Raw genomic sequence first — 21,069 nt, forward strand, 5'->3', positions numbered from 1 at the left:
CCCACCACGCGGAACGCCAATCTCGCGTAACGGGAGGCGCTCGCCACGGCAGCCAGCCGAACGAGGAACTTCCGCCCACCCACCCCCAAACACCGCGATCTCGCACCTTCCGCCCCGGCATCCACGGCGTTCACGACATCTCCGGGGCCGCAACGGCAAGATCACCGAGCGCTGCGAGCGCCGGGCACGCCCGAGTGGAACACCACGGGTGTCAAAACGCCCCCGACACACCCATCACGTTCCACTCCCGCCGCACTCACCCCTGGGCGGCGTGATCTTGCAGTTGCCGCCCCGCGCGTGCGGCTTTTGCCCCGGAATGCGCGGACGGAAAGTGCAAGATCGCGGCGGAGGAGGGCGGGAAGGGCGGGAGGGACGAGGGCCGGGTCAGGTCGGGCGGGGGGCGAAGCCGTAGGGGAGTTCCAAGCGGTGGGCGGTCAGCAGTGCCTCGTCGGACAGGAGGTCCGCGGTGGGAGCGTCGGCGACGATGCGGCCGCCGTCCAGGATCACCGAGCGGGGGCACAGCTCGGCCGCGTACGGCAGGTCGTGAGTGACCATGAGTAACGTCACCGGCAGGGCGCGCAGGATCTCCGCCAGTTCCCGCCGGGCGGCCGGGTCGAGGTTCGACGACGGCTCGTCCAGCACCAGGATCTCCGGGCGCATGGCCAGCACCGTCGCCACCGCCACCCGGCGCCGCTGCCCGAACGACAGGTGGTGCGGCGCGCGGTCCCGGTGCTCGCTCATGCCGACCGCGGCGAGCGCCTCGTCGACCCGGGCGGCCAGCTCCGCGCCGCGCAGGCCCAGGTTGGCCGGGCCGAACGCCACGTCCTCGGCGACTGTGGGCAGGAACAGCTGGTCGTCCGGGTCCTGGAAGACGATGCCGACGCGGCGGCGTACCTCGGCCAGCGTGTCCCGGTCACGGGTGACGGTGAGGCCGCCGACGCTCACCGTGCCCTCGGTCGGGGTGAGGATGCCGTTGAGGTGCAGCACGAGCGTGGTCTTGCCGGCGCCGTTGGGCCCGAGCAGCGCCACCCGCTCGCCGCGCGGCACGGTCAGGTCCACGCCGTGCAGGGCGACGTGACCGTCCGGGTACGCGTACCGGACGCCGTTGACGTCGAGGGAGGGCGGCTGCTGCACGTACCCGATCATTGCAGGACGAGCGCGACGGCGGCGATGGTGGCCGCGACCGCCGGCACCGTCGCGGCGGCCACCCACTGGCCGGCGGTGGCCGCGCCGGCCCCCTGCCACACCGCCGGCATCCGGCCGGTGTAGCCACGGGAGAGCATCGCCAGGTAGACCCGCTCGCCGCGCTCGAAGGCGCGCAGGAACAGCGCGCCGACGCCGGCCGCGAAGCCGCGCAACTGCCACAGGAACCGCGGGTCGTCGCCGCGCGACACCCGCGCCACCCGCATCCGGCGGGCCTCGCCGACGAGCACCTCCAGGTAGCGCAGCATGAACGTGGCGATCTGGGTGAGGATCTGCGGGCACCGCAGCCGGTCCAGGCCGAGCAGCAGGTCACGCGTCGTCGTGGTCGCCGCCAGCAGGAGCGACGCGAGTACGCCGAGCGTGCCCTTCGCCAGGATGTTGAACGCGCCGTGCAGCCCGTCCACGGACAGGGCGAGCCCCGCCACCTCGACCCGTTCCCCCGCCCCGAGGAACGGCAGGGCGAACGCGAACAGCACGAACGGCAGCTCGATCAGCGCCCGGCTGAGCAGCCAGCGCGGGCCGACCCGGGCCAGCGCGGCCACCACGGCGACCAGGAGCGCGTAGCCGCCGAAGGCCCAGTACGCCTCCCGGGGCGTCGCCACCACCGCGACTGTGAACAGCACCATCGCGGCGATCTTCACCTCCGGCGGGAGGCGGTGCACCGGCGAGCCGGACTCGCGGTAGAGGACGTGCGCGTGCCCGGCGCCCATGGTCAGCGGGTGCCGGTGGACGGGGTCGCGGCGTCGTCCGCCGGGTCGGCGCTCGCGGTGGTCGTGTCAGGCGCGGCGGGGCCGGCGGGCGCGGCGGGCGTGGCGGGGCCGCGGCGGCGGGCCAGCCAGAACAGGCCGCCGCCGAGCGCGAAGGTGAGCAGCACACCGAGGACGCCGGACAGGCCGGTGGACAGGAAGTCGTTGCCGATCCCGCGTACGCCGTAGTCGGCGAGCGGGCTGTCCGCCAGCTCGTGGTCCTTGGCCTGCTGGGCCGGGCAGCTGCCGCCGGTGATCTCGTCGTCGGCGTTGACGGTGCAGCCCTTGAGCAGCGACGAGTCGAGGCCGTCCGGGTGCGAGGAGGCGTAGTTGCTGACCACGCCCGCCAGCAGCAGAGCCACCAGCAGGCCGCCGAGCACGAACGGCCAGTGACGCTTGCTCATCGGGCACCTCCGGCGACCGGGACGGCGGGAGCCGGCGTGGCCGGCTTGAGGGCGCGCAGCGCGTACACCAGGTCGGGCCGGACCTTCGCGACGGTGACCACCGTGGTCGCGGTGATCAGGCCCTCGCCGATGCCGATCAGCAGGTGGGCGAAGGCCATGGTGCCGGCCAGGCCGGTGAGGTTGCCGCCGAGGTCGGTGGTGCCGCCCAGCCAGTACTGCAGGACGAAGCCCTGGGACGCGACCACCACGCTGACCAGCGCGGACACGAACGCGGTGACCGCCAGGCCAGCCGGGGTACGCGGCAGTACGCGCAGCAGGAGCGCGATCAGCAGGTACGCGGCGGCGGTGCCGAGCAGCGCCATGTTGGTGATGTTGAGGCCGAGCATCGCCACCCCGCCGTCACCGAAGACCAGCGCCTGCACGATCAGCACCACTGCGACGCAGAGCGCGCCGACCCACGGGCCGACGAGCAGCGCGGCCAGCGCGCCGCCGAGCAGGTGACCGCTGACCCCGGCGGTGAAGATCGGGAAGTTGAGCATCTGCACGGCGAAGATGAACGCCGCCACCAGCCCGGCCATCGGGGCCAGCCGGTCGTCGAGGTCGGCGCGGCCCCGCAGCACGCAGAACGCGAGCGCGGCGAGGGCGAGAGCCGCGAAGATCGCGGCGACCGGACCGTTGATGATCCCGTTGGAGATGTGCATCGCCAGGGTGTCCACGCGCTCAGCGTATTTCCAGGAAGGCACTGTTGCCAATATCTGGCAACAACCTCATGATGGCCGTCACCACGCCCGCGCGTCGCCGTCCGCCGACCGTACCGGCCCGGCGGTATCGTCACCGCCATGACCGACCGCCTCAAGCCCGGCGACCCCGCCCCCGACTTCACCCTCCCCACCGACGACGGCGGCACGCTGTCCCTGTCCGGCCTGCGCGGCCGCAAGGTCATCCTGTACGCGTACCCGGCCGCCATGACGCCCGGCTGCACGAAGCAGGCGTGTGACTTCCGGGACTCGCTCGCCTCCCTCCAGGCCGCCGGCTACGAGGTGGTGGGCATCTCGCCGGACAAGCCCGCGAAACTCGCCAAGTTCCGCGACCGGGACGCCATCACGTTCCCGCTGGTCTCCGACGAGGACAAGGCGGTGCTGACCGCGTACGGCGCGTTCGGCGAGAAGCAGATGTACGGCCGTACCGTCACCGGCGTGATCCGCTCGACGTTCGTGGTGGACGAGGACGGCAAGATCGAGCAGGCGTTCTACAACGTGCGGGCCACCGGCCACGTCGCCAAGCTGCGCCGGGACCTCGGCCTCGACTGAGGTCGTCGCGCGGCACGCCCCGGTCGCGGCCCGGAGTACACACGGCTCCGGCGCGACACTCTAAACTCAGCGGGTCGGCGGGAGTGGCGGAACGGCAGACGCGCAGGCCTTAGGAGCCTGTGTCCGAGAGGACGTGGGGGTTCGAAACCCCCCTCCCGCACCATCAGCGGTGTCACCCGCATCACGAACGCGGGTCCGGGCCGCGTCGCCACGCGCAGGATGGCGTCGTGGACCTGCGTTTCGTACTCGACCCCGACCTCACCCCCGAGCTGCGCGAACAGATCATCGCGCTCTGGGTGGACGTGACGAACGCCGGCGGCGCCGTCGGCTTCGTCGCCCCGGTGACCGCGGACGAGGTACGCCCGCTCGCCACCTCGACGCTCGACGAGGTGGCGGACGGGCCGGACCGGCTGCTCGCCGGCTACGAGGGCGAGAAGCTGGTCGCGGTGCTGGTCATCGCCGACAACCGGTTCCACCTCAAGACGCACTGGCGGGTGCTCAAGCGCGTCATGGTGCACCCGGACACGCAGGGACGCGGCCACGGCGCGGCGCTGATGCGCGAGGCCGAACGGATCGCCCGAGGGCTCGGCCTGGCGGCGCTGCACGTGACGGTCCGCGACGGCCTGGGCCTGGACGGCTTCTACAAGCGCCTCGGCTACCGCGAGATCGGCCGCCTCCCCGCCGCGCTGCGCCTGTCCCCCACCGACGCCCGAGACGAGATCCTCATGTGGCTCGACCTCCCCACCGCCCCCTGACCCTTCCCCGCCCTGGCCTGCCCTGCCCTGCCCTGCCCTGCCCTGCCCCGTCGATCTTGCACTTTCCGCCCCCGCAAAAGCCGCATCCAGGTCAGGTCGAGGGCCACAAGTGCAAGATCAGCGCTGTGTGGGCTGGTCGCGAGGCGCTCACTCCCTCGCCCGCTCCCGGCGATCTTGCGGTTGCGGCCCGGGCGAAAGGTGCGTATGCGGCAACCGAGGGGCCGCGAGTGCAAGATCGGCGAGTTGAGGGCTCGGCAGGAGCCCTGGGCGGGTCAGGAGCAAGGAGCCGGGGTGGGAGGGGCGGCGGCTGCCTGCACCAGGGGTTCCGTTGCGGCTGAGGTGGGGGCGTCGGGGGTGGGCGACGGCGTGAGGGAGGTCGGAGGGCTGGGGGTGGGGGTCCTGGGTGTGGGGGTCGGCTTCTTCGGGGTGGGTCTGGGGGTGGCGGGATCGGCGCCGTACATGCGCGTCTTGCTGCGCTGCACCTGGCCGGGGAGCATCCGGATACCAGTTGCTGTCGCGCGGTGGCCGTACACGTCGGTGACCCGGATCTCGTACGGGCCGGGACCGGCCCCGGACGCGATCAGCCAGTAGTTGTAGTCCTGCCGCTGCGCCGCCCGCCACGAGCCGTTCTGCCGCACCTCGACCGAGCGCAACGGGTTGCCGTGGTCACCGACCAGGACGGCGAACCACCACTGCGACGAGCCCTCCTTCATGCGGAAGGTGAGCGGGCCGGACAGCCTCGGGTTCACCACCCCGCGGTAGCTGACCTTCACCACCCCCTGCACCGGGTCGGCGATCCGGGCGAACGCCTCGGCGGAGAGGTCGAGGTGACCGGGCGCGCACTCCGGGCACTGGTCCATCACCAGCACCCGGACGGTGCCGCGTGGGCCGGTGACGTCGAGGAAGCCGCCGCAGGAGGCGCCGGAGGCGTACTCGCTCGGGCCGAGCGCGACGTACATCCGGTCGGCGGGCGCAGCGGGCCGGGAGCAGTTGCCGCCGGCGCCCTCGGAGTCGTAGAAGGTGGCCTTGCCGCTGTGCGTCGCGCCGCCGACGGGCGGGGCGGCGCAGGCGGGGGCGGCGCCTCCGCGTACCGCGAGGGTCACCGCGACCGCGGCGGCGACTGTGACAAGACCGGCGGCGGCCAGGCGGCGACGGCGCGTGGCGGCGCGGCGACGACCGTCCGGGGCGGCGGGTCCGGGCGGGTCGCCGGCTGTCGGCGGGTGGGGTGCGGTGCCGTCGGTCACGCCGGTCGATGCTGCCGGACCGGCGTGCCACCGGACAAGCGAGCTAAGCGAAAGCTAAACCGGGCGCAGCGTACGGGCGGTGGAGACGACACCGGCCAGCCCGCCGGCGAGGTCGGGGTCCTGCCGCAGCGAGTCCTCCAGACGGACCCGCCAGACGCCGGTCTCGACCGGCAGCCGGGCGTCGCCGGCCCAGCGGACCCGGTCACGGGTCTCGTCCAGGGCCACCGCCGCCGCGGGGCCCATCAGGGCGCCGAGTTCGCCGCGCAGCCAGCCGAACAGGTGCTCGTCGTGGATCGCCCCGCCGATGACCCGGGCGGCGTCCCACGCCACCCGCGGTTGGTGGATAACCTGCATCTCGACTCCTCGGTCGATGTGGCATTCCTCACCATCATCGATCCGGCGGCCACCCGGCGGCAAGGCCCGGAACCGGCCACCTCGCCGCGGCGGTCCCGCGCCGCCGGGGCGTCACCGTCCGGGCGCGGGTCCACACGGTACGACGTGACTCAGTAGCATCGCGGCATGTCAGATCGCCACCAGCTCACCGACTCCGACCCGCGCGCGCAGGGCTCCGATGTGGAGCCGGGCGGGCCCGCGGAGGAGGAGCGGCCCCGGCGCCGCCGGGGCCGGCGGATCGCCCTGATCGTGCTGCTGGTGGTGGTGCTGCTGAGCGGCGGCGGCGCGCTGGCCGGCGGCCTCTACTACCGCTCGGTCGACAAGTCGATCGAGCGGGTCGACGCCTTCGAGGGCGTGCCGGAGGAGTCGCGCCCGCAGGTCGAGGCCAAGGGCGCCATGAACATCATGATCCTGGGCAGTGACTCCCGCGACCCGGAGAGCACCGGCGGCTCGCGCAGCGACACGATCATCCTGGCCCACCTGCCGAAGGACCGGTCGAGCGCCCAGCTCATCTCGATCCCCCGCGACACCTGGACGGCCGTCCCGAAGTCGAAGGAGGGCCGCGGCGGTCGCGACGCGAAGATCAATGCCGCGTACGCCTGGGGCGGTGTGCCGCTGATGGTGCAGACGGTGGAGAAGTTCAGCGGCGTACGGGTGGACAACGTGGCGATGGTCGACTTCGCCGGCTTCAAGGAGATCATCGACGCGCTCGGCGGTGTCGAGATCGACGTGGAGAAGGGCTTCACCACGAAGTACTCGCTGATCGGCACGCGGACCTTCGAGAAGGGCCGGCAGACGATGGACGGGGCCGCCGCGCTGGACTACGCGCGGGAGCGGCACGCCTTCCCCGACGGCGACTTCGCGCGTATCCGGCACCAGCAGCAGGTGATCAAGGCGATTCTGGACAAGGCCGCCTCGGGCGGTGTGATGACCAACCCGGCCAAGCTCAACTCGTTCGTCCGTGCCACGTCCGACTCGGTTGCTGTCGACAAGTCACTGTCGCTGGTGGATCTGGCGATGGAGATGCGGGGCCTGCGCGGCGGCAACCTGACGTTCTTCACCTGCCCGGTCAAGGGCACCGGCCGGGTCGGCAGCGAGAGCGTCGTGTTCCCCGATCCGGCGCGCTCGAAGACGCTGTTCGACGCGGTGCGCCGCGACTCGGTCCCCGAGATCCTCGCCATCAGCGGAAAGTAGGACGTCGGTCTGCCATGCCGGTGCTGGCGGCGGGGCGGGGTCGCTCGTATCCTGCGATCGCCGTCGGTCTCTGTATCCGGGCCGGCGGCGTCACGGGGGAGGATCGACCATGCCACGCCTGCCGGCGTTCGAGCATCCGTCTGCGCCGCCGTCCGGTGTGGCCATGAACAGGCCGATGGACAGCGGCATGGACACGACCACGGTGCTGCCGTACGCGGGGTCGCGGGCGTCGACGCGTACCCGATGGTTGCGGGCCTGGATGGTGACCGCGCCCATCGACGTCGCGGCGCTGCTCACGCCGCTGCTGCTGACCCAGAACTACTGGCGTGGCACGTTGTTCAACGCCGCGCTCACCGTGGGCCTGTTCGCCGCGGGCGGGCTCTACCGGCCGCGCCGGCACATCAGCATCCTGGACGAACTGCCGAGCCTCGGCGGCCGTTTGCTGGCCTCCGGCGCGGTGGGGGCGATCATCGCGGCGCTGCGGCACGACTCGGTGCCGTACGTCAGCGGGTTCATGCGCGGCGTCGCGCTCTCCGCCGGCCTGGTGATCGTCGGGCGGGCGCTGAACAGCCGGCTCATCCTGCTGGCCCGCAAGCGCCGGTGGGTGGAGCACAACGCCATAGTCATCGGCGGCGGGCCGATCGGCGGCGAGCTGGCCCGGCTGCTGCGGCGCTACCCGCAGTACGGGCTGCGGTTCGTCGGCGCTGTCGACGCCCCGTCGCGGCCGCGGATCGGCGCGTTGCCGCTCATCGGCACGATCGACGACCTGGAGAAGCTCGCCGAGATGCTGGAGTGCGAGGTCCTGGTCATCGCGGACCCGGACTGCTCCGAGGCCGACCTGATGGAGTCGCTGCTGCGTCCGGCCAGTTCGCGCTGTGACCTGTGGGCGGTGCCGCGCCTGTGGGGGTCGCGGTCGCAGGGCGGCTACCCGGACCACATCGGCGCCATCCCGATCGTCAAGATCGGCGACACCACGCTCACCGGTCCCCGGTGGCGGCTCAAGCGCGCCTCCGACGTGGTGTTCGCGGTGACCGCCCTGCTGGTGCTGAGCCCGCTGCTGCTGCTCTGCGTCGTCGCCACGTTCCTCGACGGCGGCCGGGGCGTGTTCTTCCGTCAGGAGCGCATCGGCCGGTACGGCAAGCCGTTCCACGTGATCAAGTTCCGGTCGATGCGCCCGGCCGACGAGCTCGAGTCGCAGACCACCTGGTCGATCGCGCACGACGAGCGGGTCGGCCCGATCGGGCGGTTCATGCGGCGGACCTCGCTGGACGAGCTGCCGCAGCTGTGGAACATCCTGCGCGGCGAGATGAGCGTGGTGGGGCCCCGGCCGGAGCGGCCGTACTTCGTGGAGAAGTTCTCCATGGAATACCCGAGGTACGCGATGCGGCACCGCGTACCGGTCGGGCTCACCGGGCTCGCTCAGGTCAGTGGGCTGCGCGGGGACACGCCGATCTCGGACCGGGCGCGGTTCGACAACTACTACGTCGAGAACTGGTCGCTCTGGCTCGACATCAAGATCGTGCTGCGTACCGTCACCGAGGTCTTCCGGGGCGGCGGCCGCTAGCCGCGGTCGCCGGTCAGCGCCTGCGCCAGGTCCGCCCGCCAGTGGCCCGGCGGCGGCAGCTTCGCCGCCGCCCAGCGGCCGTGCGCCAGCACGCCGTACCGGGGGCGCGGCGCCGGGCGCGGGAAGCGGTCGCTCGTGGTCGGCCGGACCCGGTCCGGGTCGAGACCGCGCAGGGCGAAGACGGCGCGGGCCAGGCCGTACCAGGTGGTCTCGCCGGCGGCGGTGCCGTGGTACGTCCCTGGTGCCGCGTCGCCGGCGAGCGCCGCGTCGGCGAGCGCCACGAGACGCTCCGCGAACCGGTACGACCAGGTGGGCTGGCCGCGCTGGTCGTCCACCACGTCGAGCCGGTCGCGTTCGGCTGCCAGCCGCAGCATCGTGGTGACGAAGTTGTGCCCGTGGGTGGCGTAGAGCCAGGCGGTACGCACCACGTACCCGGTCTCCGGCAGCAGCCGGGCCACCGCCCGCTCCCCGGCGAGCTTGCTGCGCCCGTACGCGTTCACCGGGCCGGTCGGGGCGTCCTCCGGGTACGGCTCGGTGGCGTCGCCTGCGAACACGTAGTCGGTGGAGACGTGCACGAGGCGCGCGCCGGGCCCGGCACAGGCGTGGGCCAGCGCGGCGACCGCGTCGCCGTTCACGGCTGTGGCGTCCCGCTCGCGGGTCTCGGCTCCGTCCACGTCGGTCCACGCGGCGGCGTTGAGCACCACGTCTTGGCCGCCCACCGCGTCCCGGACCGCGTGCGTGTCGGTGACGTCGAGGTCGGCGCGGCCGGCGGCGGTGACGGACAGGTCCGGCCGGGTCCGCAGCACGGCGAGCAGGTCCCGCCCGAGCATCCCGCCCGCGCCGGTGACCAGGATCCGGGTCATTCGGGGCCGGCCGTCTTCAACGGCTCCCACCAGGCCCGGTTGTCCCGGTACCAGCGGACCGTCTCGGCCAGGCCCCGGTCGAGGTCGATGCTCGGGGCGTACCCCAGCTCGCCACTGATCTTGCCGATGTCCAGCGAGTAGCGGCGGTCGTGGCCCTTGCGGTCGGTGACCGGCACGACCCGGTCCCAGCCCGCGCCGCACGCCGCCAGGAGCCGCTCGGTGAGCTGCCGGTTGGTCAGCTCGGTGCCGCCGCCGATGTGGTAGACCTCGCCGGCCCGACCCTTCTCCTGCACCATCGCCACGCCCCGGCAGTGGTCGTGCACGTGCAGCCAGTCCCGGACGTTGCCGCCGTCGCCGTAGAGCGGCACTGTGCCGCCGTCGAGCAGGTTGGTCACGAACAGCGGGACGACCTTCTCCGGGAACTGGTACGGCCCGTAGTTGTTGGAGCAGCGGGTCACCACGACGTCCAGGCCGTGGGTGCGGTGGTAGGACAGCGCCAGCAGGTCAGACCCGGCCTTCGACGCGGAGTACGGCGAGTTCGGCGCCAGCGGCCAGTCCTCCGTCCACGAGCCGGAGTCGATCGAGCCGTACACCTCGTCGGTCGAGACGTGCACGAACCGGCTGATGCCGTGCCGCAGCGCGGCGTCCAGCAGCGTCTGGGTGCCGAGCACGTTCGTGGTGACGAACGGTGCAGCACCGGTGATCGAACGGTCCACGTGCGACTCGGCGGCGAAGTGGACGACCACGTCGTGGCCCGGCACCACCTCGTCGACCAGCGCCGGATCGCAGATGTCGCCGCGGACGAAGCGCAGCCGGGGGTCGTCGCGTACCGGTGCCAGGTTCGCCAGGTTGCCGGAGTAGGTGAGCTTGTCCAGCACGGTCAGCGCGGCCGGGTCCTCGACCGGCACCCCGGACGCGTCGCCGCCGGGCACGCCCAGCAGCATCCGCACGTACTCCGACCCGATGAAGCCGGCGCCGCCGGTGACGAGGATCCTCACGGATGGTGGAGTCTACGCCGTACCGGCAGCCCGGGCGGGACGTCGACGGGCCACGGGGGCGGCGGCGCCGCGGGTAGTCTCCGCGGGTGCGCGGAATCCTTCTCGCCGGTGGCACCGGATCCCGGCTCTGGCCGATGACCCGGGCCGTCTCGAAGCAACTGATGCCGGTGTTCGACAAGCCGATGGTCTACTACCCGCTCTCCACTCTGGTGATGGCCGGGGTGCGGGAAATCCTGGTGGTGACCACACCGGAGGACCGCACCCAGTTCGAGCGGCTGCTCGGCGACGGCAGCCAGTGGGGCCTGCGCCTGACGTACGCCGAGCAGCCCCGCCCGGAGGGCATCGCGCAGGCGTTCCTGCTCGGCGCCGACTTCGTCGGCGACGAGGCGGTGGCGCTGATCCTCGGCGACAACATCTTCCACGGTGTCGGGCTCGGACGGCAGCTCGCGCAGCACGGCGAACCGGCCGGTGGGCGGGTCTTCGCGTACCCGGTCGCGAACCCGCAGGACTACGGCGTGGTCGAGTTCGACGACGCCGGCCGGGTGCTGTCGATCGAGGAGAAGCCGGCCCGTCCCCGGTCCCGGTACGCGGTGCCGGGCCTCTACTTCTACGACAACCGGGTGGTCGACATCGCCCGCAAGCTGACGCCGAGCGCCCGGGGCGAGCTGGAGATCACCGCGATCAACGAGACGTACCGGGCGTGGGGCGAACTGACGGTGACGGTCCTCGACCGGGGCACCGCCTGGCTGGACACCGGCACGTTCACGTCGATGATGCAGGCCGCCGAGTTCGTCCGGGTGATCGAGGAGCGCCAGGGCATGAAGATCGGCTGTGTCGAGGAGGTCGCCTGGCGGTCCGGGCTGATCGACGACGAGCGGCTGCGGATGCTGGCCCATCCGCTGACGCGCAGCGGTTACGGTGAATACCTGCTGGGCCTGCTGGCCGAGCGGTCCGGTTCGGGGAGCGCGTCGTGAAGATCCGTCCGCTGAGCATCGAGGGCGCCTGGGAGGTGACCCCGCGCCGGCACGGCGACGCGCGGGGCCTGTTCCTGGAGTGGTACCGCTTCGACCGGCTCGCCGAGGCGGTCGGCCGTCCGCTGCGGCTGGCGCAGGCCAACCTGTCCGTCTCGGCGCGGGGCGTGGTGCGCGGCATCCACTTCGCCGACGTACCGCCCGGCCAGGCCAAGTACGTCACCTGCGTACGCGGGGCGGTGCTGGACGTGGTGGTGGACGTGCGGGCCGGCTCGCCGACGTACGGCCGGTGGGAGGCGGTACGCCTCGACGACACCGACCGGCGGGCCGTCTACCTGGCCGAAGGGCTGGGGCACGGGTTCTGCGCGCTCACCGACGACGCGACGCTCAGCTACCTCTGCTCCGCCACGTACAACCCGGCGGCCGAGCACACGGTACACCCGCTGGATCCGGACCTCGGGATCGACTGGCCGGCGGCGATGCCGCTGCTGTCCGAGCGGGATGCGGCAGCGCCACGCCTGGCCGAGGCGCGCGCCGCGGGTCTGCTGCCCGGCTACGACGCCTGCCGCTCCTTCACCGAAGCGTCGGCGACCCGGCCGTCGGTCTGACCCGGCACCCCGGCCGCACGGCGCACCGTCGTCGCCCAGAGCGCCCGCACGTCCGCGCTCACCGGAGTGCCGGCCCGGCGGTAGCCGAGCACCAACGCGATGCCGACCCCGAGCGCCAGGCCGCCGAGCGCACCGCCGAGGGCGTACCACTGCCACCGCACCGGCTCGGAACGCGGCGGCGGCGCGGCGGCCCGGACCACTGCGACGTGGGCCTTGAGCCCGAGCCCGGCGGGCGGCAGGTCGCGTTCGGCGATCCGTTGCAGTTCGGCGGCGAGCGCGGCGGCGATCGCGGCGGCGGTGCCGGCGGACCGGTCGGTGACCGTCACGTCGATCGCCAGCGAGTTCACTGTGGACGAGGCGACGACGCGCCCGGCCAGGTCGTCGGTGGTGTACGGCAGTCCGAGCGAGTCGATCACCGGGCGGGTCAGCCGGGGCGTGTTCATCATGGTGGCGTACGTCTTGACCCGCCGCTGCATCAACCGGCCCGCCTCGTCGGCCGGCGGGCGGGGCTGGGGCGCGGCCGACTTCTCGGCGGCGAACGTGACGACCATCTGGGTCTCGGCCCGGTAGAGCGGCGGTCGCCGTTCGGCGAGGACCCCGGTGAACGCGCCGCACAGCAGTGTCAGCGCCAGCACGATCGGCCACCGCCTGCCGATCGTGTCGCGGAGGGAGTGGGCGAGGTCCACGACGCGTCACCCTACCGGCGGCGGGCCGTTGCGGGCGTACCCGCCCGCCGGGTCCATTGCGCAACGGCGCTCATGTCGGGTAGAACAGGCCCGCACACATCCGCGCATCTTGGGGGAAGACGAGTGGATTCCGCGTGGCGGGCTCGCGGCCGGCGCCGGCGCCTGGGCGCCGGGTGTTAGGCCGGGTCCGGCGGATCGTCTCCCCCGAGCGTCTCTATCTGGCCGCCCTGGGCCTGACCGGGCTCGCCGCGCTGGTGTCGGTCACGTTGCCGGCTGCGGAACGCGGTGAGCTCGCGGCGAACATGGTGAGCGCCACTGTGGGCGCGGCACTCGGCGGCCTGTCAGTGGACACGTTCCTGCTGTCCCGTCCGGCCGGCTGGATCATGTCGCGCGGTCGTCTGTGGATCGCCGGCATCCTCACCGTCTCGCTCGGCCTGACCGCGCTGGCCGCGGCGCTGCTGACCACGCTGGCCGGGCTGGGCAGCCACCCGGTGGGCATCGGTGCGGGCTGCGCGCTCACCGTGTTCAACGCGGCTGCGTCGCTCGGCCTGCGCCTCAAGCGGTTCTGGTTCGTCTACACCATGCGGGCACTCGGCGGCGCGGTGCTGGTGGCCGGGTACGGGCTGCTCTGGCTGGGCCACCGGCTCGACGGTGGCCTGTGGAGCGTGCTCTGGCTTGGTGTGCAGGTCGCCACCGCGACGGTGCTCGGGGTGGCGGTGCTGGGCTGGGCGCGGCGGTTCGGGCCGGTGCCGGCGGCGACGGCGGGGCGCACGGAGTACCGCGCCGACCTGCTCGCGGTGGGCCGGCTGCACGTCGGGGTGTGCGCGCAGATGCTGACGTACCGGCTGAGTCAGGTTCTGGTGGCCCGGTTCGCCGGCGCGGGCGCGCTCGGCGTGTTCGCGCTGGCGGTGGCGGCGCTGGAGTTCGCCCAGTCCGGCGCGGTGGTACGGGCGCAGCGGATCCTGGCCGAGCGTGACCCGGACGCGATCGGCGACCACGGCCGCGAGGTCGTGCGCTCGGCGCTGCCGATCGCCGCGCTCGCCGTGATCGGCCTGGCGGTACTCGGCGTGCTGGCGCCCGACTACCGGGACGCCTGGATCTTCGGGCTTCTCCTGCTACCGGGGACGCTGGCGCTGTCGGCCGGCAAGACGTGGAGCGCGGCGCTGCTCAAGCGCGCGGGCGAGCAGGCCACCACCGCCGTGGCCCTCGTCACCATGTCGGTGTCGGTGGTGCTGTACGTTCTGCTCATCCCGTGGGCCGGCGCGCTCGGCGCCGCGGTCGCGTCGTCTGTCGCCTACGGCGTCTACGCGTTGCGCACCCGGCAGCGACTCCAGCGGTCCACGCACCTCCTCGTCAATCGGATGGCCTAGCGGTGGACGTCTCAATCGTCGTGTTGACCTGGGAAGACTTCGAGCGCACCGACGGCTGCGTCCGCTCGCTCCCAGAGGGTGTGGAAGCCGTCGTGGTGGACAACGGCAGCGCCGCCGAGATCAGCGACAAGCTGCGGGCCATGTGCGCCGAGACCGGTGCCCGGTACGTGCGCTCGGAGACGAACCTCGGCTACGCCAAGGGCATGAACCTCGGTGTCCGGCACAGCACCCGGTCCCGGGTGGTGCTGTCCAACAACGACATCCTGGTGCGGCCCGGCGCGATCGAGCGGCTGGTGGCCGAGCTGGACGACCCGGCCGTGGGCGCGGCGTTCCCGAAGGTGCTGGACGCGACCGGCCGGGACCAGACCGCCGCCGGCCGCTTCCTCACAGTGGGCACCGGCGTCGCGCACGCCACCGGGCTCAGCCTGGTGTTCCCGAGGCTGCGGATCGTGGCCCCGCCGGAGCGTGGTGACTGGCTCTCCGGGCCGTTCGTGGCGATCCGGCGGGAGACGCTGGACCGGATCGGCGGCGTGGACGAGTCGTCGTTCTTCTACTCCGAGGACCTGCGGCTGTGCTGGGCGGTGCGCCGGCTCGGGCTGCGCCTGGCGTACCTGCCGGATGCCGTGGTCACGCACGAGGACGACGCGAGCGCGAAGCGCCGGTGGGCGGCCGAGGAGATCTCCCGCCGGCAGACCCGCGAGTTCATCCGGGCCAGCCGTGAACTGGCCGGATGGCGGGGCACTGTGGCGTGCTCCGCGTACACGCTGGGGGTGCTCGCCCGGGCGGCGGTGGGTGGCGGGGCGGCGCGGCGGGCGATCGCCCGCGGCGCCCTGGAAGGCATGGGCGTCCGATGAGGGTGCTGTTCGTCTGCACCACCGGCGGGTCGGGGCGGCGGCAGCTCGGCGGCGCCGAGCGCTTCCTGATCGAGATGCTGCCCGCGCTCGCGGCCCGCGGCGTCGACGTGGTCGCCGCCACCCCTGAGGACGAGGTGGCGGCGGCGTTGCGGGACGCGGGCGTGCCGTGGCGTCCGCTGGGCGCGGCCAAGCGGGTGGACCTGGGGTACGCGCGCGGCATCCGCGCCCTCGTCGAGGAGCTGCGGCCGGACGTGGTGAGCGCGCACCTGCTCTCCGCCGCGATGCACGCCCGCGCCGGGCTGGGCGTGCGGGGCCGCCGCACGCCTCTGGTGGTGACGCTGCACAACAGCCTCTGGCAGTACCGCGACACGGCGGAGACGCTGCGCGCGAAGGCCGCGGTGCAGGCAAACATCAGCACCGACCTGATGTTCCGGCGGCTGCGGCCGCACGCGACGGTCGCGGTCTCCGGCTTCGAGGCCCACGAGCTTCGGGTACGCGGGCGGATCCGCGACGTGCGGGTGATCCCGAACCCGCTGCCGGCCATCTGGCCGCAGGTGACCGACACCGGTGGTCTCGCACCGGACGGCCCGGTGCGGGTCGGCTTCCTCGGCCGGCTGGAACGGGAGAAGGGCGCCGACCTGCTCGCGGACGTCGCCGCCGCGCTGCCGGACGTGGAGTTCCTGGTCGCCGGCGCGGGCACCGTCGACGTCGAGGAGCGACCGAACCTGCACCTGGTCGGCCGGGTCGACGCCGCGCCGTTCCTGCAACGGCTGCACTGCCTGCTGGTGCCGTCCCGGGTGGAGGCGTTCGGGCGCAGCGCGCTGGAGGCGATGTCGCTGGGTGTGCCGGTGGTGCACTCGGGCGCGGGCGGCCTGACCGAGGTGACAGCCGCCGGTGACGGCGTGCTCGCGTACCGGGCGGACCTGACGCCGCAGGCACTGGCCGCCGCCGTGCGGACGGCCACCGACCCGGCCGCGTGGGACGAGCGGCGGCGCGAGCTGGCCCGGCAGTACGCCGACCGGCACTCGTTCGACGGATGCGTGGACAACTGGCACGACCTGTACCGGACGGTCGCCCGTGGCACCCGCTGAGCGACGCCTCTGGTCGGTCGGGATCCCGTTCGCGCTCGGCGCGGCCCTGCTGCTGGCCACGCTCGACGCCGGGTTCGCCGTCGCGCTCGCGCTGACGGTCGGCACGCTGATCGCCGCGCGCCTGCGGATGTGGGCGCTCGCCGCCTGCGCCGCCGTCTGGACCGCCGCACTGCTGGCCGTACGGGTGCTGCCCGGCCCGTACGACTCCTGGGCCGGTCGTGGGGTGCTGCCGGTGCTCGCCGGTTACGTCACGGTCTTCCTGCTGGCCTGGGCGGTGGGCCGGCGGCTGATCGACAGGCGGGACGAGGACGGCGACCGGTCCCGCCCGGCGCTGTCCTGGCCGTCCGAGCGGCGCCTGCTGACGTACCTGCTCGTGCTGCTCGGCGTCGCGGTGGTGACCGCGGCGATCCGGTTCCGGGGCACTGTGCCGCCGCTGCTCGCCGACAACCCGGACGCCGCCCGGCAGGTGCTGCGCGAGCAGTCGAACCTGATCATCGGACTGCTGTCCGAGGCGTGGACGCTCGGCATGGCCGTCTCGCTGCTGCGCGCGTTGTCCGCGCGCGGCCGGGCGCTGCCTGTCTACTACGCGCTCACCGCTGTCTTCACCGTCGGCGCCGCGCTCGGCGCGAGCAAGAACTCGGTGCTGGTGGGCATCGCACCCGCGCTGATCGCGGCGCTGTCGGTCCGGCGTACCCGGGGACGGGCCGCGTCGTTCCTGGCCGCGCGGACGCCTGTGGTGCTGCTGATCGGCGCGGTGGCGCTCGGCGCGGCGGTGTTCCTCGGCGGGCAGCGCACCATGGCCGGCACCGGCGCGTTCGAGACCGAGTTCCGGGCCCGCTACGGCAGTAACGCGCTGACCAGCAGCGCCGGATCGCTTGACCTGTCGCTGAGTTCGTCCACCGAGACGTTCGGGCGGGTGTGGTCGCAGCGGGAGCACCTGGAGCCCCGGTACGGCACGTACTCGCTGACGTTCCTCGGCTCCCGGGTCGAGCCGATCGTCGGCAAGGCGGACCTGTACGGCCTGACGTCCCAGCTCAGCCAGCCGTACCTGATGAACACCGCGACGTTCGTGGCCATCCCGCTGCTCGACTACGGCCCACTGGGGGCGGTGTTCTTCCTGGCCGCGCTGGGGCTGGCGGTGGGCGCGACCGAACGGTGGTTCGAGTTCTCCCGCGCGCCGGCCGGGCAACTGGCGCGGGCGTTCGTCGTCTACTTCGCGCTGTTCGGCGTCTACGAGCTGTATCCGCTGATCTATCCGACCTGGCTGAGCCTGGTGCCCGGCCTCTGGGTGCTGCACCGGCTGGGCAGGAGCACGGCATGACGTTCGACGGGCTCACAGTGGTCACCGTCCTCTACCGGTCCGCCGGCATGCTCGCCGAGACGTTGCCGACCTGGGTCCGCAGCGCCGGTGACCTGCCGGTCCGGTTCGTCTTCGCGGACAACTGGCCCTCCGACGGGTGCGCCGAGGTGATCGCGGGGAACCTGCCGGCCGACCGGTACGCGTACCTGCCCGACTCCACGAACCCGGGTTTCGCGGCCGGCTGCAACCGGGGTGCGGCGACGGTCACCACGAGTCACCTGCTGCTGCTGAACCCGGACGTGTGGCTGCCGGACGACGCGCTGGCCCGGATCTGCGCCGCCGTCGCCGCCGACCCGGACGCCCCGCTCGCTGTCGGCCTGGCCATGCACGGCGGCGAGTACGCGGGCATCGACCTGAACCCGGTGTCGCTGTTCATCGACAGGCGGTCCACGGCGAGTCGTGCCCCGCTCGGCCCGTCCGGCGGCGCGGCGGTCTTCCCGGCCGCGCTGTACCGACGCTTCGGCGGCTTCGACGAGCACCTGTTCGCCTGGGGCGAGGACGCCGACCTGGCGTTCCGGCTCTACGCCTCCGGGCTGCGCACGCGCGGGCTGGACGTGGTGCTGCCGCACGCGGGCGGCCACAGCGTGGACGGCGACGACCGGTTGCAGGGGTTCCGGGCGTTCCTGCTGGCCCGCAACCGGCTGCTGGTCGCGTCCCGCACGTTCACCTGGCCGCTGCTGCTCGTGGCGGTGCCGGTGCTGGCGCTCGCACACCTCGCGCTCGCCGCCCGGCGGATCCGGCAGGGCCTGCTGCGCCCGTTCCTGCGCGGCATCGGACGCGGGCTCGTGGAGGGGCCGGCGGCCCGCCGCCGCTGGACCGGGCCGCGGTTCGGGTTCGCGTCCCTGCTCGGCTACCTGACCGCTCGGAGGGCGTGATGACGGCACAGCCGTGGACAGTGGTGACTGTCAGCTACCACTCGGCGGACACGCTGCGCCGCTGCTGGCGCGGTCCGAAGCCGTACGAGTGGCTGGTGGTCGACAACGCCTCGGCCGACGACTCGGCGGCGGTCGCCGAGGAGCTGGGCGCGCGGGTGATCCGGCTGCCGGAGAACGTCGGTTTCTCCCGCGCCAACAACGTCGCGTTGCGCGAGGCGACCGGCCGGTACGTGCTGTTCGCCAACCCGGACCTGGAGGTGCGCCCGGACGACCTGGACGTGCTGGCCCGGCACCTGGACACGCACGGCGGACTGGTCGCGCCGCAACTGCTCGGCACCGACGGCACACCGCAGGCCAACGGGCGCGGCTTCCCGTACGCGACGGCGAAACTCGGCAACCGGAAGGTGTGGCCGCTGTCCCGGCTGCACGCCGCGTACCGGCTGGTGGCCGCGCCCGGCGAGACGCGCCACGTGGCCTGGGTGATGGGCGCGGCGGTGGCCGGCCGGACCGCCGACGTCACCGAGCTGGGCGGATGGAACGAGCGGTTCTTCCTCTACTACGAGGATCACGAGCTGGGGCTGCGCGCCTGGCGGAACGGGATGCCGGTGGCGGTGCTCGGTGACGTGCGGTGGACCCACCACTGGGCGCGCGCGACCAACTCGGTGCGCTGGTCCCGGGCGCACACGCTGGAGCTGCGCAGCGCCCGGACGTTCTTCGGCATGTTCCCGGAGTTCCTGGTCGGCCTGCCGCGACCGGCACGCCGGCACCGCCGGGCCGCCGGGCTGGTCGGCACGGCGGTCTCCGCCACTCCGTCCACGCCGGACCGCGCCGGCCAGTGATCGAAGCCGGTCGCGGGGCCGCTGACGTGAATGACGCTTTGATACCGTCTCGCCGTGTCCGTGACACGCCCGGCCTTCTCCCCCTCGATGGCGCCCGCGTCGGCGACGCCGGTGCCGTCGCGGCCGGGCACGCCGGTGGCGCTCGTCGCGCTCGCGTGGGACCGGCTGAGCCGGTCCCCGTACTGGTCCGTCGCGGGCCTGCTCGTCGCGCTGGGCGCCGTGCTGCGGATCCGGCAGTGGGCGTACGCGCGCAGCTTCTGGAGCGACGAGCTGTACGTGGCGCACAACATCCGGGAGCGCGGCTACCTGGACCTGTTGCAGCCGCTGGCGTTCAGCCAGTCGGCGCCGCCCGGCTGGCTGTGGCTGGAACGGTTCGCGTTCGAGCAGTTCGGCGACGGTGAGCGGGCGCTACGGCTGGTGCCGCTGCTGTTCGGGCTGGCGCTGCTGCCGCTCGTGGCGTGGCTCGGCCGGGCACTCCTGCCGCCGCTCGCCGCGCTGGCGGCGCTGCTGCTGGTCGCCGTCGCGCCGTTCCTCATCGGTTACTCCAACGAGCTGAAGCAGTACAGCGCCGAGGCGTTCGGCGTCACGCTCGTGGTCGGGCTGGCGTTGCTGCTCGTCCGGGACGGCGTCACCTGGGCCGGGTCGGCGGTGTTCTGGTCGACCGCGGCGGTCATGGCGTTCGTCAGCACGTTGTCCATTCCGGTCACCGGCGCGCTCGGTGTGCTGCTGGGCGGGTACGCGCTGTCCCGCCCGGATCGGCAGTGGGCGAGCAGGTGGCGTGAACTGGGCCGGTTCCTCGCCCCGGCGCCGGCCTGGGCCGTGGTGGCGCTCGTGGTGTACGTGCTGTTCCTGGCGCCGGGACTCGCCGATCCGCAGCTCGCCGCGTACTGGCGGGCGAAGTCGATCTATCCGGCGCACTCGCTCACCGATCTGGCCGCCACAGTGGAATGGCTCGCGGCGACGTACCGGAGTCTCGCCACAGTGCCGTTCGTAGCCTGGTCGGCGTGGGTCGTCGTACCGCTGCTGGTGCTGGGCACGGCCGCCGGGCTGCGCCGGATCTCCACTGTGGCGGTGCTGGTCCTGCTCACGCCGCTGACGGCCGGGCTGGCCGGCGCGGCCGTGTCGGTCTACCCGTTCAACGGCCGGCTGGCGCTCTACGCGGTGCCGGCCTGCCTGCTGCTCGCCGCGCTCGCCGTCGCACCGCCACCGATGCGGGCCGGCCTGCCCGCCCGGATCAGGTGGGTGGTCGGGGTGGTGCTCCTGCTCGCGCTCGCCGTTCCGCAGCTGGCCACCGCAGTGGTGGCGACTGTGCATCCGGCGCGGGCCTTCGCCCAGGGCGGCGGCGCGAACGCGGTCGACTACCGGGGCGCGCTGGGCTACCTGGACGACAAACGCCGCCCGGGTGACCTGGTGCTGGCCACCACGGTCTCGTGGAACGCCCAGGCGTGGTACGGCCCGGCGGCGGACGCCTATGTGGTCGCGGCCGGCCCCGGCGGGTGCCCGGGGCGGACCGTGTCGGCGTTGCTGCCCGGACGATCCCGGGTCTGGCTGTTCCAGGCCACCGACTGGGCCGACGGGGCGAACCGGGACGTCATCGTCCGGCTCGGCGGCAGCGGCGTGGCGGTCACCGAGCGGCAGTTCAGCGGGGCGCGCGTGGTCCGCTTCGACCTGGCCGCGGGCGTCACCAAGGGCAGCGACGTCTGCCTGGTGCCGCCGCCGAACGGCGCCCGCGTCCGCTAGC

22 protein-coding genes and 1 tRNA gene are annotated in these 21,069 nt (G+C 73.3%); 14 read left to right on the forward strand and 9 right to left on the reverse strand.

Going from position 1 to position 21,069, the window contains the following annotated elements:
• Nucleotides 1–384: 384 nt before the first annotated feature.
• Genes IF06_RS0109150 through IF06_RS0109165 form a run of 4 tightly spaced genes read right to left on the reverse strand, consistent with a single transcriptional unit; the run spans nt 385 to nt 3,069 of the window.
• Nucleotides 385–1,146, reverse strand: coding sequence for an energy-coupling factor ABC transporter ATP-binding protein (locus IF06_RS0109150; RefSeq protein WP_030270223.1), 762 nt, complete (start codon nt 1,144–1,146; stop codon nt 385–387).
• Nucleotides 1,143–1,913, reverse strand: coding sequence for a cobalt ECF transporter T component CbiQ (gene cbiQ, locus IF06_RS0109155; RefSeq protein WP_030270225.1), 771 nt, complete (start codon nt 1,911–1,913; stop codon nt 1,143–1,145). Before cbiQ ends, IF06_RS0109150 begins: the two co-directional genes overlap by 4 nt.
• 2 nt (nt 1,914–1,915) lie before the next feature.
• Nucleotides 1,916–2,353, reverse strand: a complete 438-nt coding sequence (locus IF06_RS0109160; protein ID WP_030270227.1) for a PDGLE domain-containing protein — start codon at nt 2,351–2,353, stop codon at nt 1,916–1,918.
• Nucleotides 2,350–3,069 (reverse strand): energy-coupling factor ABC transporter permease, encoded by a 720-nt coding sequence (locus IF06_RS0109165; protein ID WP_030270233.1) that lies wholly within the window; start codon nt 3,067–3,069, stop codon nt 2,350–2,352. Before IF06_RS0109165 ends, IF06_RS0109160 begins: the two co-directional genes overlap by 4 nt.
• A 123-nt stretch (nt 3,070–3,192) precedes the next feature.
• On the opposite strand from IF06_RS0109165, the gene bcp reads away from it, so the two are divergent.
• The 3 genes from bcp (at nt 3,193) to IF06_RS0109180 (ending at nt 4,418) form a co-directional block, all read left to right on the forward strand.
• Nucleotides 3,193–3,663, forward strand: coding sequence for a thioredoxin-dependent thiol peroxidase (gene bcp / locus IF06_RS0109170; protein ID WP_030270235.1), 471 nt, complete (start codon nt 3,193–3,195; stop codon nt 3,661–3,663).
• Nucleotides 3,664–3,740: 77 nt separating this feature from the next.
• Nucleotides 3,741–3,826: transfer RNA gene (locus IF06_RS0109175), tRNA-Leu, on the forward strand.
• Between the two features lie 64 nt (nt 3,827–3,890).
• Nucleotides 3,891–4,418: a GNAT family N-acetyltransferase gene (locus IF06_RS0109180; protein WP_013284386.1), complete on the forward strand. Its 528-nt coding sequence runs from the start codon at nt 3,891–3,893 to the stop codon at nt 4,416–4,418.
• Nucleotides 4,419–4,690: 272 nt separating this feature from the next.
• Here IF06_RS0109180 and IF06_RS34715 read toward each other — a convergent pair whose 3' ends face one another.
• The gene (locus IF06_RS34715) at nt 4,691–5,662 is read right to left on the reverse strand and encodes an expansin EXLX1 family cellulose-binding protein (RefSeq protein ID WP_030270237.1); all 972 of its coding nucleotides are present in this window, start codon (nt 5,660–5,662) and stop codon (nt 4,691–4,693) included.
• A 54-nt stretch (nt 5,663–5,716) separates the two neighbouring features.
• Nucleotides 5,717–6,016, reverse strand: a complete 300-nt coding sequence (locus IF06_RS0109190; RefSeq protein ID WP_013474253.1) for a hypothetical protein — start codon at nt 6,014–6,016, stop codon at nt 5,717–5,719.
• 165 nt (nt 6,017–6,181) lie between these two features.
• Here IF06_RS0109190 and IF06_RS0109195 point away from each other — a divergent pair, with 165 nt between their 5' ends.
• Together IF06_RS0109195 and IF06_RS0109205 are read left to right on the forward strand one after the other, a co-directional pair.
• Nucleotides 6,182–7,249, forward strand: a complete 1,068-nt coding sequence (locus IF06_RS0109195; protein WP_036310512.1) for an LCP family protein — start codon at nt 6,182–6,184, stop codon at nt 7,247–7,249.
• A 109-nt stretch (nt 7,250–7,358) separates the two neighbouring features.
• A complete protein-coding gene (locus tag IF06_RS0109205) occupies nt 7,359–8,813 on the forward strand; it encodes a sugar transferase (RefSeq protein ID WP_036310515.1) in 1,455 nt (484 codons plus the stop codon).
• Here the strand turns inward: IF06_RS0109205 and rfbD are convergent.
• Both rfbD and rfbB read right to left on the reverse strand, forming a co-directional pair.
• The gene (rfbD, locus tag IF06_RS0109210; RefSeq protein WP_030270245.1) at nt 8,810–9,676 is read right to left on the reverse strand and encodes a dTDP-4-dehydrorhamnose reductase; all 867 of its coding nucleotides are present in this window, start codon (nt 9,674–9,676) and stop codon (nt 8,810–8,812) included. The genes IF06_RS0109205 and rfbD overlap by 4 nt on opposite strands.
• On the reverse strand, nt 9,673–10,674 hold the full coding sequence (rfbB, locus tag IF06_RS0109215) for a dTDP-glucose 4,6-dehydratase (protein WP_030270247.1): 1,002 nt from the start codon (nt 10,672–10,674) through the stop codon (nt 9,673–9,675). The genes rfbD and rfbB overlap by 4 nt, the downstream gene beginning before the upstream one ends.
• An 86-nt stretch (nt 10,675–10,760) precedes the next feature.
• On the opposite strand from rfbB, the gene rfbA reads away from it, so the two are divergent.
• Nucleotides 10,761–11,648, forward strand: coding sequence for a glucose-1-phosphate thymidylyltransferase RfbA (rfbA, locus tag IF06_RS0109220; RefSeq protein WP_030270248.1), 888 nt, complete (start codon nt 10,761–10,763; stop codon nt 11,646–11,648).
• Entirely contained in the window at nt 11,645–12,253 is a 609-nt protein-coding gene (rfbC, locus tag IF06_RS0109225; RefSeq protein ID WP_030270250.1) for a dTDP-4-dehydrorhamnose 3,5-epimerase, read from the forward strand. The genes rfbA and rfbC overlap by 4 nt, the downstream gene beginning before the upstream one ends.
• On the opposite strand, the gene IF06_RS0109230 is transcribed toward rfbC, so the two are convergent.
• A complete protein-coding gene (locus tag IF06_RS0109230; RefSeq protein ID WP_030270252.1) occupies nt 12,199–12,939 on the reverse strand; it encodes a YveK family protein in 741 nt (246 codons plus the stop codon). The two genes, rfbC and IF06_RS0109230, sit on opposite strands and share 55 nt — an antisense overlap.
• A gap of 173 nt (nt 12,940–13,112) precedes the next feature.
• Between IF06_RS0109230 and IF06_RS0109235 the strand changes: the two genes are divergently transcribed.
• From IF06_RS0109235 to IF06_RS0109265, 7 genes are read left to right on the forward strand one after another with little or no spacing between them, the layout of a single operon-like run.
• Nucleotides 13,113–14,309 carry a hypothetical protein gene (locus IF06_RS0109235; RefSeq protein WP_232236642.1) on the forward strand — a complete coding sequence of 399 codons (1,197 nt, stop codon included), beginning with the start codon at nt 13,113–13,115 and terminating at the stop codon, nt 14,307–14,309.
• Between the two features lie 2 nt (nt 14,310–14,311).
• Nucleotides 14,312–15,163: a glycosyltransferase gene (locus IF06_RS0109240; RefSeq protein ID WP_030270255.1), complete on the forward strand. Its 852-nt coding sequence runs from the start codon at nt 14,312–14,314 to the stop codon at nt 15,161–15,163.
• Complete coding sequence (locus tag IF06_RS0109245; protein ID WP_030270257.1) at nt 15,160–16,254, forward strand: glycosyltransferase family 4 protein; 1,095 nt, start codon at nt 15,160–15,162, stop codon at nt 16,252–16,254. Before IF06_RS0109240 ends, IF06_RS0109245 begins: the two co-directional genes overlap by 4 nt.
• Nucleotides 16,241–17,575 carry a hypothetical protein gene (locus tag IF06_RS0109250; protein WP_030270259.1) on the forward strand — a complete coding sequence of 445 codons (1,335 nt, stop codon included), beginning with the start codon at nt 16,241–16,243 and terminating at the stop codon, nt 17,573–17,575. The genes IF06_RS0109245 and IF06_RS0109250 overlap by 14 nt, the downstream gene beginning before the upstream one ends.
• The gene (locus tag IF06_RS0109255) at nt 17,572–18,489 is read left to right on the forward strand and encodes a glycosyltransferase family 2 protein (RefSeq protein WP_030270261.1); all 918 of its coding nucleotides are present in this window, start codon (nt 17,572–17,574) and stop codon (nt 18,487–18,489) included. Before IF06_RS0109250 ends, IF06_RS0109255 begins: the two co-directional genes overlap by 4 nt.
• On the forward strand, nt 18,489–19,328 hold the full coding sequence (locus tag IF06_RS0109260; protein WP_013284371.1) for a glycosyltransferase: 840 nt from the start codon (nt 18,489–18,491) through the stop codon (nt 19,326–19,328). The genes IF06_RS0109255 and IF06_RS0109260 overlap by 1 nt, the downstream gene beginning before the upstream one ends.
• 54 nt (nt 19,329–19,382) lie before the next feature.
• Nucleotides 19,383–21,068 (forward strand): glycosyltransferase family 39 protein, encoded by a 1,686-nt coding sequence (locus IF06_RS0109265; protein ID WP_232236643.1) that lies wholly within the window; start codon nt 19,383–19,385, stop codon nt 21,066–21,068.
• The last annotated feature ends 1 nt before the right edge of the window (nt 21,069 follow it).

The organism is Micromonospora globosa, from assembly GCF_000717585.1.
GTDB classification, from domain to species: domain Bacteria; phylum Actinomycetota; class Actinomycetes; order Mycobacteriales; family Micromonosporaceae; genus Micromonospora; species Micromonospora aurantiaca.